The sequence below is a fragment of the Verrucomicrobiota bacterium genome (assembly GCA_034440155.1).
In the GTDB taxonomy this organism is placed as follows: Bacteria; Verrucomicrobiota; Verrucomicrobiia; order JAWXBN01; family JAWXBN01; genus JAWXBN01.
This window is the reverse complement of the sequence record JAWXBN010000065.1, coordinates 1-11,106: the sequence shown is the minus strand read 5'-3', so window position 1 is coordinate 11,106 and position 11,106 is coordinate 1. Positions and strand designations below refer to the sequence as shown.

Sequence of the window (11,106 nt, the reverse complement as noted above, 5' to 3'; positions counted from 1 at the left end):
TCCCCAGCCGAGGAATAACGCCCCGACAAAGAGGCGTCCCGACCAGAGGATGTTGCGCACCGCGTGGGCGCGGAACAAAAGAGTCAGACCGACGACCGTCATGATCCAAGTGAAGGTGTGAAAGAGTCCATCCCAGAACATATTGATCTCGATGTTACGAATCGAGTCCTTTGGGAGCCGCGCGCTCAGCATGGCGTGAATCTGGAAAATCTGGTGGAAGAGGATGCCGTCCACAAAGCCGCCTAGGCCAGCCCCGAGAAAGATGCCTGCGCGAGTGAGAGGTTTGGTAACGATGGATGTGTTCATAGTTTAGTCAGGTAGGTAGCGGTTAACGAAGTAAAGGACGAGGCCGAGCACCGGAAAGGTCGCTACAACCTCAATGAACGTTATAAAAAACGAGCCGTTGAAAATGCCAGCGCGCACCGCAGAGCCCGTTGCTGTGTCGCAGACCGTGCATCCGTAGCCGGGCGAAGCTGCAAAGATAAACATAGCGGCAATAATCGTTCTCATGCGTTGGAATAGATTGCTGGCATTGGTGTGGACGCTCGGAAGTCGCCTAACAGGTATTAATCAAAGAGGGTAGGGAAGTAAAGGTAAGAAAGTGCAGTGCAGTAGGCTCCGAAGCTTTTGGAGCGTGTGAGGGAAGTTATCCGGGTAAAGCATTATTCGATTCGTACGGAAGAAAATTATGTGGACTGGGTGCAGCGCTACATTCCTTTTTCATGGGAAACGGTATCCTTCTGAAATGGGCGGGGCGGAGGTGGCCGCTTTTCTGACTCATTTGGTCACGGAAAGAAAGGTAGCCTCCAGCACACAGAACCAAGCTTTGAATGCGTTGGTCTTCCTGTATGGGCGAGTGCTTGAACGTGATCTCGGGATGATGGGGGGGATCGTCCGTGCCAAAACCCCTGAAACGCGCCCGGTGGTCTTGACCAAAAAGGAAGTTCATGACCTTCTGGCTCTTTCATGGGGACGGAGACCCGCACGCCTACTCGTCTTATCTCTCCAGGAGACTTTCGCGTGTTCGGACAGCCAGTACGAGATCACGCCTTGGTATCCCAGAGCACTTCAATACAATATCGCGCTTCAGGTAAATCTTCTTTTTTTTTACACTCAAAGTAGGGTTATACCCCATACATTTTTTACCGCCCCCCTCTTATTATTAAAGAGATGGAAAGTAAAAGCGATCAGCTAGCGGTAGAATCAGACCCGACACAATATGTCAGGGTCACCCTGACCCCCTCGCATCGCTCCGACAAGGAGGACCATCCACACGCACTCTCTGTGCCTTCAGCAGCCAGCGGACACGCTCTCCAATACTCTCATATAGACCAGAGCATCGACAAGTCCTCCCCCGACACAGTCCAGCCCATGATCAGAATGAATCAATGTCTCGCAAAGGCGGTGGACCTGCAAATGCAAATGAAGCAAGCTTACTGGAATGTAAAGGGCCCTGAGTACCTTGGGCTCCACGAGCTTTTAGAGAAGGTCTATCAGGCCGTGTCATGCTACGTGGACTTGATCGCTGAGTATATCGTAGCGTGGGGCGGCATGGCCCGAGAGATCCGTTTGTACCGCTGCCTTACGTATGACAATGCCTGCGGGGGAGTACCTCGAGAGTCATTGTCACAAAAAAGAAATCTCCCCTCAAAAAAAATAAACCCAGGACTCCGCTATGTATCACCACATTAAAAAACTCATGTACACCGTTCACGTAGGCACGCCCGATCCCCGTTTTGGGAATATGCTCCTCGAGCAATTTGGCGGAGCCAATGGTGAGCTCGCTGCCGCGATGCAATACTCTATCCAAGGTCTTAACTGTGAAGACCCGGGGCTCAAAGACTTACTCATGGACATTGGCACAGAGGAGCTGAGTCATTTAGAAATCGTAGGGACACTGGCTCGCATGCATCTCAAACCAATGAAAACAGGCCGTGAAGCAGCAGAGGCAGACCCACTCGTCGCCATTGCTGGCGGAGGAGGAGTGACTCTGTGCAACTCCATGGGCAACGCATGGACGGCAGATTATTTAAAGATCACGGGTGAGCTCGATGTCGATTTGCGCAGCAATATCGCAGCTGAGGCTCGAGCAAAAATCGTCTATGAGCGACTCATAAACTTCTGCGACGATGCAGGCACAAAGGACGCGCTACAGTTTTTGATGACCCGAGAGATCACCCATCTAAAGGCTTTCATGGCGGCTCTCGAGAGCATGGGGTTAGATCCACTGGTCATCGGAAAAATACCTCCTACCCCTGGAATTGTGGAGCAGTATTATAATGACTCAACGGGAACGGGTGAGGAGGGGGAAATCGATGCCCGTGGTCCGTGGAATGAGAATACTGATGTCCAGTATATCACATCTCCTGCTGAGCCAATTGCCCACGCCACTAGTCAAGAAGTCACAGAGGAAATACGGAAATCCGCGGGTAAAAGTAATAGCGGCTCATCCAAAAAATCTAAATCTCCGCGTAGCCGGTAGATACTCTCATCACCTTCGTCTTCCCAGTCAGGAGCATTAATCCCTATGAATATACACTCTAATCAAAAAGCCATCACTCTCCAAGGAAATGGCCTCAGAACGGTCGCAAGTAAAATGGTGATGAACCGTGAGCGTGAGCTGGCCATCATCAATGGATACTCGACGGAAAATGTATTCAAGTCTGACTGGGATCAGGCCAAAGCGGAACTCCTCGGCGGCTCAGGGAGTGCTACTACGATCACTGAGTCATCAAGAGATCGCGGTGAGGGCGGCGGATATTAAACGATGAAGACCCCTTCCCGAAGATAAAGTAAACTGGGATAGTGGGAGACGGGATTCTCTAGAAACATGCGGAGCAGATTAATCGAGTCGCCAGCGCCCAAAATGACTTTGTGTTTGTCTGCCTATTTTCGGTGTGTGCGCATTTGGATCTTTCAGCACTCATCGGATTTTTAGGACAGATACCTGCGCTCAAACGTCATGAGACATGCTGAGTGCATGGTGGAAAATCGTTTTTTCAAGTGTCGAGGCTGGTTTCGATGAGGAAACGCATGTCGTCAAGGGAGAGGGTCTGGGCGAAGCTCTCCTCGTCTACGACACCTTCGGCGAGGGCTTTTTTCTTTTTCTGGAGTAAGCGGATTTTTTCCTCGATGGAGTCCTTCACGATCAGGCGGTAGGCGATGACGTGTTGGTCCTGGCCGATCCGGTGGGCGCGGTCGATGGCTTGATTCTCGACAGCGGGATTCCACCACGGGTCAAAGAGGACGACGTACTGGGCGGCGGTCAGATTCAGGCCAAATCCCCCCGCTTTGAGTGAGATTAAGAAGACACCCCCGCCTTCCTTCGTCTGGAAGGACTCGACTATTTGCTCCCGATTCTCGCTTTGGCCGGTCAGGACGTGTAATGGCCAGCCGGCTTTTTTCGCGTGGGCTGTCAGGAGCGTGATCATCTCGACAAATTGCGAGAAAATCAAAACTTTGTGACCTTCTTCGATCAAGGGACTGATCACCTCATCGAGGGCCTCGACTTTCGTGGCGATAAAATCTTTATCCGTCTTGATTTTGGCTAAGGCCGGGTGGTTACAGATCTGGCGCAGGCGCAAGAGTGAGGTGAGGATATTAAAGCGTTTCTTATTATACTCCTGCGGATTGGCCACGCCGGAGAGGATCTGCCGGGCTGTTTTGAGTTCAGCCATATAAGCGGCCTTTTGCGCGGACTCCATCTCGCAGATGATATCTTCTTCCGTGCGGGGCGGGAGGTCCTTAGCGACCTGAGATTTCGTCCGGCGCAGGATAAACGGGCGGATACGCGAACGTAATATCCCGGCGACACGCGGCTCAGCATTTTTTTCGAAATCGCGGCGGAATGCCGTTTTATTTGGCAATATCCCGGGCATGGCAAATTGCATCAGACTCCAAAGGTCCGTGAGGCGATTCTCGATGGGTGTGCCGGTGAGGATCAGGCGTTGGGACGCACGGAGGTGGTGACAGATTTTGGCGGTGATACTGTCGGGATTCTTAATATGCTGTGCCTCGTCGAGGATCACGGCTTTCCAGTCTTTGGTCGCGAAGAATTCCTGGGCGAGGCGCAGTTGCTGGTAATTTACCAGCAAGCATTGTGCCTTGTTGATTTCATTCTCCGAGGATTGGTCCATGCCGGGCCTCCAACGGGCCACGCGTAGGGAAGGGAAAAATCGCAAAGCCTCCGCGCGCCAGTTACCCACAAGGGATTTCGGACAGACGATCAAGATGCACCCGCTCGGGTCCTGCTCTAAAAGCCAAGCCATCCAGCACAAGGCCTGCAAGGTTTTCCCGAGCCCCATGTCATCGGCGAGGATGCCACCGAGGCGGTTGCCAGCGAGTGTCGAGAGATAGTGGAATCCCTCCATTTGATAGGGGCGCAAGGTCGCCTCGATTTGTTTAGGCAAGGGCGGAGTAAATTGTTTAAACTCGGCAATACGTTGCCGGAGCTTGAGGCGGATTTCGTCGGCGAGGATCGGATTCTCCATCTGTCCGATGAGCTGGAGGAGGTGAACCATCCTGGTCTGGCCGACGTCGGTAGTCCAATCGCTGCCGAGGGCATCCAAGGCGGCGAAAGCTTTTTCATCGGCATCGAGCTCGAGCTTCTTCCAGCCTTTCCCAGGGAGATTAACAAATTGCCCCTTGGCCTTGAGCAGGATTTTTATTTCGTCGGCGGTGAACTCTATATCACCGGTAGAAAGGTTCAGCCGCAGGTCGAACCAATCCATGCCGCTTTCGCGCAAATCAACGGTGATCCGGGCTGGTTGACTCTCGACGAGCAGGTCCCGCAGTTCCGGCCAGATATTTAACTCGACCCCTTCGGGCAGGTTCTTGATCCATGCCTGAAAGTCCCCGACAAAATCCGCGTCATATTTCCTGTACCAAATCCTTTTATCCCAATCCCAGACCACCCCTGAACGACCAATAATCCTCGAAGCATGGGCGAGGGCTGAACGGTCGGCGACGATAATCCGATTTTTCGGTTGGTTTTTGAGCACCATTTTTTTGGCGGCATTACGCCAGCCGTCGGCTTGATACGTATCGATGGCTTTACCGTCATTGCCCAGAGCGAATAACTCCACGGCGATTCCCGGGCGCGCCTTTTTTTCCGAGGTGACGAGTTCCCTAACGGACACTTGGAGCCGGATTTCGATTTTATGGATGCGTTCTTGAAGGCCCCCGGGCATATCCACCCCGAGCTGACTCAAGAAAGTAATCCCTTCGGGTGTCGCGAGGGCTTCCACCGGCATGAGCTGGGGTTCCGACAGATCCAAATCATTAATGCAGACGGGTAACCGTGCTTTCCAGATCGTGTCAGCCGTCAGGACAAAACCGGGGTCACTCCCCGGCGCCGGACGTCCGATCAATAAAAGGGTGGGGTCCTTAAAGGCTTCCCCGTCGGGCTTGGTCAGAGCCAGGCGGTACCATTCATCCTCCGACCCGGTTTCGAGTAATAGCTGCCAGGTCAATGGGGCTTGTGGCCGGATAAAAGGTTTGCCCGCTTCATTCAAGACGACGGCTTCCAGGCTCGGGGTATGGATTAATTCATCCACCAAAGCGGCAATCCGGTTATTGTCGTAGGCCCAGCCATTCCCGAAAACCTCATCCCCGGTGTGGCTCAGGAATAAAGTCCATAATTGTTGTGAAACGGGGGGGAAATCTATCTGTTGATCACGGAAAGAAAGGATCAATTCCTTGAGTTTTGACCCTGTACATCGGCGGAAACCTGTCCCGGGAAGCTGGTTGTATTCCAGGGTTAATCCCTCCTTGCGTAATAACATCCGGAGCTGAACCTCGCTTTTTTGAGTATCATCCGGGGCCGTATAATTTGTCTTAAAAAGTTTACCCCAAAAATCGATCTCAGTTTTTTTAATCCACCCTTTATAAACCGGCCCGGCAGGCTGCACTTTTTCCAAGTGGGTCATGAATTCGGGGGGGGCGATCCGGTATTTGGTCGTCATGACATGGGCGAGGCAGTGGTAGAACTCAAAAATATCCGTTTTTGCCCCGGTGGGTAACTCTAATGCCGATGGCTGATAAATGCGGTTCTGCAAGAGGGCGAGGACATTAGGCTGGTAGGTCAACCCGCTTTTGTACTCCTCAAAGGCCTTCGAGAGTTTCACGAGGAAAGTATCCTCTTCCTTGTGTAAATGGCGCTCGAGGGCTGCTTCCATACTGGTCTGGATTTTGGCGAGGCTAGCCAAATGGGACACACTGGCTTGGGCCCGGTTCCCGGCTGGGGCCTGATAGATGGGTTGTTTTCCGGTTTTGGCCGCCGCTGACGTCATGGCCTCGCGTTCATTCTCTTGGAAGGAGTTATTCATCAGCGTGAGCGCGGCGGCATAGGCGTGTTTACAATCCATTTCCACAGGGCAAGTACATTCCCCATACCAATCGCCATCGTCATACTCCAGGGTCACGGCATACGTGCTCGTTCCCTTCACATACGCCATATATTTCCTGTCAACCTGGATACAGGAGAGCGTTTTTACCATTCCCCTCAGGTAATAATCCGTTCCTTTTTTCTTTGTTCCACGGTCGAAATACTCCAGATATTCTGCAAAAGATTTGCCTTCATCTTGTGAAAGCGGCGTGAATGGATCTGGTGATAATGTGGTCGGCATGGTGAAAAATGGGATGTACTTTTTAAAGGCCGTGGATAATTAATGCAACATGTGATTCAAATAAATCCGGGAGATGACCTTGAATCCTCCGATGCGTGTGCTTATGTTCGACAAAACAGATGTTAACCATCCCCCCAGCCATTTCACTTGAATCAGCCTTTTTTGACCTCCAGGACATGGACTGGGAAACCTGTTCTTACTACGTTATTCATTCCAAACCCCGGCAAGAGAAAAAATCCGCTTTAATGATGGCGCAATTAACCCGCCCCTCTTTCCTGCCTCTTTATAAAAAAGCCATGGAAAGAAAATCCGGCTCGTCCCGGATACGCAGATATGAAAGCCTCATCCCTGTTTTTGCCGGTTACCTTTTCGGGCGCTTAGACCATAATGATCTCAAAATATCGCATTTTAACGAAACCGTCGCCCATTTCATCATTGTCAAGCCGCCCGAAACGGCCCATTTCATTTTCCAGCTCGACCAGCTCCGGCGCGCCTTGGCCAGTGAATATACCATCGCCCCCTATGAAAACTTCGAAAAAGGTGCACTGGTTAAAATCACCTCTGGATCCCTCAAAGGGATGGAAGGTTACGTTGTCGAGCTCAAGGAAAAGCAGACCTTCGTCATTGAAATCGATATGGTGGGGCGTGCGGTGTCTATCGATATCGATGCCAGTTTCTTGAAAAAAGTCCATTAACCCCCCCGCGCAATTTGTTTACACCGTGGTCCTGCCGTGGAGTCCGCGCGCAGAAAAGTCCGGAGGGATCAAGAAGCCAGGATTTTTTTGATTTGTTCGGGGTGTTTACGCCAGTAACGGACAAGGGTTTCGATTTTCTGGAGGGTATCGGGGCTGATGTGATGCTCCATGCCTTCGACATCCTTGAGAACGGTGTCGAGGTCGAGATTGAGATGGGTGAGGAATTCCGCCAAGATGATATGGCGGTATTTCACACGGAGGGCGATTTTTTTGCCTTTCTCCGTCAGGGTGAGGCCACGGTACTTCTCGTAAGAAAGGAATCCACCCTTGGCCAGGCGCTGTACCATCGCCGAGACACTCGGCCGGCTTAATGAAAGCGAGGCTGCGATATCGGAGACACGGGCATAACCTTTATCCTCGATGAGCTCATAAATCCGCTCTAAATAGTCCTCGTTACTCGTGCTGAGTTCCTCATATTTTTTCGCCATCCCCTACTGACTAGCATAAAGGGGACCCCGATTTAAATAAAAAACGTATTTCCCAATTTAACGACTACCGTCTCAAAGACGGTGAATTGATTTTTCTCTGGCCGAGGGCAGGCTGTGGTCAAAGCCCCGAGTTTCTAAAAAACTTCCGCCTAAAGTCTATCGTCGTATCAAAATCGCCAAAGACGCTTCTTTTTGGAAAAAGCGAGGGGGCCTTTTCAGGGCCGGGATTCCTTGTCGTCGGTCGGGTACATGGATCTGGGGAATCGGGCGACCGGATTTAGCGCGGCAGCGCACCGCTTGGTTATACACTCCTGTGTGTGATCATGATGTCCCCCCTCCCTCATGGCGATCCTGCTCCCGCATCTTTGGATCCATATCCTCGGTGGGACAGTCACAAGGATCATTGTCACGCTGAATCTGAAACTTCTTTTCCGCATTGCTCCTGAGTTACAAAGCGGTTCAAAAGTCTCCGTTAAATTGTTCCATTCATTTTTTCGGAAAAAATTATTCTAGGACAAGCTTTTCTAAGAGAGCATTTTCATCGGCAAGATTAACAGTTTGAGCCCCTATATTGATTAACTCTTGTTCAATCTCGATCGCAGCTGCCCTACGCTTTTCATTATTGCTTGGACGTACAACAGGGAAAATCATTAGTTCAGGAAGACAATTATTTACCCTTAACCTCTTGACCTTACCAATCCAAGAGTCCCCACGCTCATAAATCTCAGTAGTGGTGGGTTTATCCAGATGTAAGGGCTTTATTGCCCTGTCAATGACTCCATCCTGTGCACGAATATGGACAAATGGGACTTTTACATGAAAAATCTCATCTCCAATTTTTTGCTCCTGTTTATATTGGTTATCAATATTTTTCTCTTACTCGGAAAACCCGGCGGCATTCAGGAAAGCGCGGGCGAGGATCATGTGGCCGGTGGGATTTGGGTGGACACGGTCCCAGGCGATAGAGTTTGCGTGGCAATGGCGGAGGACTTCATTCATCGCGGCCTGGGTGTCGATACAAATGGCCCCGTGTTTGCGCGCAATTTGTTTCACGGCCTTGCCGTACTCATCCATCATGGCGCGCATAGGGTCAGCGGGATTGGGTTCGATATAAAAAGGGGTCATTAAAATGAGCCCGCTCACTTGCGGTTTAGTCTTGGCGACAAGCTGCTCGAGGATGCGGGTGAAATCTTTCAAATACACGTGTGTTTCGGGTTGGAGCGGGAGGTCATGCTGGCGCCAGACGTCATTGACCCCGATCATAATCGAGAGCCAGTCGGGCTTTAAATCGAGCACATCGGTTTTCCAACGGACGGCGAGGTCTTTGACCGTATTTCCACTCGTCCCCATATTCACGACCCGGACTTTTTTCTCCGGGCAAACGGCGGCCAGATAGGCTTTGACGATCGATACATACCCTTTCCCTTCCGCGTCAAAAAGTCCTTCACCCACCGGGCGGGCGCGTTCACAATCCGTGATGGAGTCCCCGATAAAAAGTAATTTGCTGCCAGCGGCGATTTTCATAAGATTTTTTTAAATTCCTTTTGATTGTGTGTGCAGCCCGCATGATCACAGGCTTTTTTAAAGTTTTTTTGCTCGATTTTCCCTACTCGATACCGACACGTTCTCGGGCTGACTTGAGGGTTTTTTCGGCTATGGCCCGGGCTTTTTGGGCTCCTTCACGCAGGACATGCTCGATATGATCTTTATTTTTGAGTAACTCCTCGCGCCGGGCGCGAGCCGGGGCAAAATACTCCCAGATCCGAGCAAAAAATTCTTTTTTCGCGTCGCCATAACCCATTCCACCCTGGCGAAATCGCGCCGCAAATTGCTCCGTATCCGATGGGTTCGCGATTAATTGATAAAGCTGGAAAATCGTGCTTTGATCCGGGTCTTTCGGATCCTCGGGGCGGAGGGAATCCGTCACGATCGCCATGACCCTTTTGCGGATGTCTTTCTCCTCACCAAATATCGGGATCGTGTTATGGTAACTCTTTGACATTTTTTGCCCGTCGAGGCCGGGGATCACGGCGACCTCCTCTTGGATGATCGGGTCGGGAATATGGAATGTCTCACCATATTTTTCATTAAATTTAATCGCAATGTCACGGGTGACTTCCAGATGTTGTTTCTGGTCTTTACCCACAGGGACCGCTTCCGCCTGGTAAATGAGGATGTCGGCGGCCATGAGAACCGGATAAGCAAAGAGCCCGTGGTTAGCAGCGACGCCCCTGGCGGTTTTATCCTTGTAGGAATGGCAGCGTTCCAAAAGCCCCATCGGGGTGACTTGGGACAGGAGCCAGGAAAGCTCAACATGCTCGGGCACATCGGATTGGCGGAAAAGGACGGTTTTGGCGGGGTCGAGCCCACAGGCGAGGAAATCCAAGGCGACCTCGAATGTAAAGCCCTTGAGGTCAGCGGCTTCAGGTTGCGAAGTCAGGGCATGGTAATTTGCGATAAAATAGTAGGCGTCATTTTTTGCCGCTAATTCAAGGGAGGGCCGCATCATCCCGAAATAATTACCGAGATGAAGGATGCCCGAGGGCTGGATACCGGATAATACTCTCATAACATTTTCTTTTTGTTGAAGCCCGAAGCGTAATCATCCCCCGGGAAATTTGCCAGCGGCATTTTTGAAGGATTGATTATCCTCTTGTTTAACAAATCGTCCTGGATTATGGTGTCTCCATGAAAACACTCGGGTTTCTCTTCGCACTGATCCTAATCTTCCAGTCACCGGCATATACGAATGACATCGCGGATGCCACCGAGTCTGTCAGTGCCCAAAAAGCCTCACAGGAGGCTGCCGCCGCTCAACAATGTGCTCAACCGGGTTCCGATCCTTCCTCGCCGAATAGTTCCCCCTTGGATGCACCAAATGGCGGCAATGACCCCATCTCCCAAATGTCACAGGAAGCTAACGCCGGAATGAGCCTCGAAGTCCAGGAGGCCGCTGAGACTGTGACCAGCGATGTCCAACAATCCATCGACACCCGACGCACCGCCCCCACCGACCGTCCGTAAAAGAACGAGATCACCACCGTCGTCAGGGAATGTGTCTTGTTCCCACCCGCGCAATTTGCACTCTGGGGGGGGGAAGAGTTTCCCGCGAAGGAACGCTGAGTTTTTTCCATTTTTTTTGTAGGGCGAGCGGCCCTGCTTGCCTTCTCGGGATCAGAGTTTCACGGTCACATCCGGCTTTCGGCAACCGGGCCGGTCGCCCTACAGGCGAAAATTAAGTTTGCCCATCCCGATCCCCACCATTCTTCACGGTGCAAATTGCGCGAAGAAAGGGAT

Annotated in this window: 12 protein-coding genes and 1 pseudogene; 6 read left to right on the top strand and 7 right to left on the bottom strand. The window is 51.5% G+C overall.

The window, feature by feature from the left end:
* Together SGI98_07035 and SGI98_07030 are read right to left on the bottom strand one after the other, a co-directional pair.
* A partial coding sequence (locus tag SGI98_07035) for a DUF2243 domain-containing protein (protein ID MDZ4743158.1) occupies positions 1 to 306 on the bottom strand: 306 nt, incomplete at its 3' end.
* A 3-nt stretch (positions 307 to 309) separates the two neighbouring features.
* Positions 310 to 510 carry a hypothetical protein gene (locus SGI98_07030; GenBank protein ID MDZ4743157.1) on the bottom strand — a complete coding sequence of 67 codons (201 nt, stop codon included), beginning with the start codon at positions 508 to 510 and terminating at the stop codon, positions 310 to 312.
* A gap of 178 nt (positions 511 to 688) precedes the next feature.
* Here SGI98_07030 and SGI98_07025 point away from each other — a divergent pair, with 178 nt between their 5' ends.
* The 4 genes and pseudogenes from SGI98_07025 to SGI98_07010 all read left to right on the top strand — a co-directional run bounded on the left by SGI98_07025 (position 689) and on the right by SGI98_07010 (position 2,764).
* Positions 689 to 1,195, top strand: a complete 507-nt coding sequence (locus tag SGI98_07025) for a site-specific integrase (protein MDZ4743156.1) — start codon at positions 689 to 691, stop codon at positions 1,193 to 1,195.
* Positions 1,171 to 1,692, top strand: coding sequence for a ferritin-like domain-containing protein (locus SGI98_07020; protein MDZ4743155.1), 522 nt, complete (start codon positions 1,171 to 1,173; stop codon positions 1,690 to 1,692). Before SGI98_07025 ends, SGI98_07020 begins: the two co-directional genes overlap by 25 nt.
* Positions 1,676 to 2,338 (top strand): annotated as a pseudogene (locus SGI98_07015) (manganese catalase family protein). The gene SGI98_07020 and the pseudogene SGI98_07015 overlap by 17 nt, the downstream one beginning before the upstream one ends.
* Before the next feature lie 189 nt (positions 2,339 to 2,527).
* Complete coding sequence (locus SGI98_07010; protein MDZ4743154.1) at positions 2,528 to 2,764, top strand: hypothetical protein; 237 nt, start codon at positions 2,528 to 2,530, stop codon at positions 2,762 to 2,764.
* Between the two features lie 235 nt (positions 2,765 to 2,999).
* Here SGI98_07010 and SGI98_07005 read toward each other — a convergent pair whose 3' ends face one another.
* On the bottom strand, positions 3,000 to 6,626 hold the full coding sequence (locus tag SGI98_07005; GenBank protein MDZ4743153.1) for a DEAD/DEAH box helicase: 3,627 nt from the start codon (positions 6,624 to 6,626) through the stop codon (positions 3,000 to 3,002).
* A 119-nt stretch (positions 6,627 to 6,745) separates the two neighbouring features.
* Here SGI98_07005 and SGI98_07000 point away from each other — a divergent pair, with 119 nt between their 5' ends.
* Positions 6,746 to 7,321 carry a transcription termination/antitermination NusG family protein gene (locus SGI98_07000; protein ID MDZ4743152.1) on the top strand — a complete coding sequence of 192 codons (576 nt, stop codon included), beginning with the start codon at positions 6,746 to 6,748 and terminating at the stop codon, positions 7,319 to 7,321.
* A gap of 68 nt (positions 7,322 to 7,389) precedes the next feature.
* On the opposite strand, the gene mntR is transcribed toward SGI98_07000, so the two are convergent.
* The 4 genes from mntR to trpS all read right to left on the bottom strand — a co-directional run bounded on the left by mntR (position 7,390) and on the right by trpS (position 10,378).
* Entirely contained in the window at positions 7,390 to 7,809 is a 420-nt protein-coding gene (gene mntR / locus SGI98_06995; protein MDZ4743151.1) for a transcriptional regulator MntR, read from the bottom strand.
* A gap of 504 nt (positions 7,810 to 8,313) precedes the next feature.
* The gene (locus SGI98_06990) at positions 8,314 to 8,460 is read right to left on the bottom strand and encodes a hypothetical protein (protein MDZ4743150.1); all 147 of its coding nucleotides are present in this window, start codon (positions 8,458 to 8,460) and stop codon (positions 8,314 to 8,316) included.
* Between the two features lie 225 nt (positions 8,461 to 8,685).
* A complete protein-coding gene (locus tag SGI98_06985; protein MDZ4743149.1) occupies positions 8,686 to 9,333 on the bottom strand; it encodes an SGNH/GDSL hydrolase family protein in 648 nt (215 codons plus the stop codon).
* Between the two features lie 82 nt (positions 9,334 to 9,415).
* Positions 9,416 to 10,378 carry a tryptophan--tRNA ligase gene (gene trpS, locus SGI98_06980; GenBank protein MDZ4743148.1) on the bottom strand — a complete coding sequence of 321 codons (963 nt, stop codon included), beginning with the start codon at positions 10,376 to 10,378 and terminating at the stop codon, positions 9,416 to 9,418.
* A 119-nt stretch (positions 10,379 to 10,497) separates the two neighbouring features.
* Here trpS and SGI98_06975 point away from each other — a divergent pair, with 119 nt between their 5' ends.
* Positions 10,498 to 10,833, top strand: coding sequence for a hypothetical protein (locus tag SGI98_06975; GenBank protein MDZ4743147.1), 336 nt, complete (start codon positions 10,498 to 10,500; stop codon positions 10,831 to 10,833).
* The last annotated feature ends 273 nt before the right edge of the window (positions 10,834 to 11,106 follow it).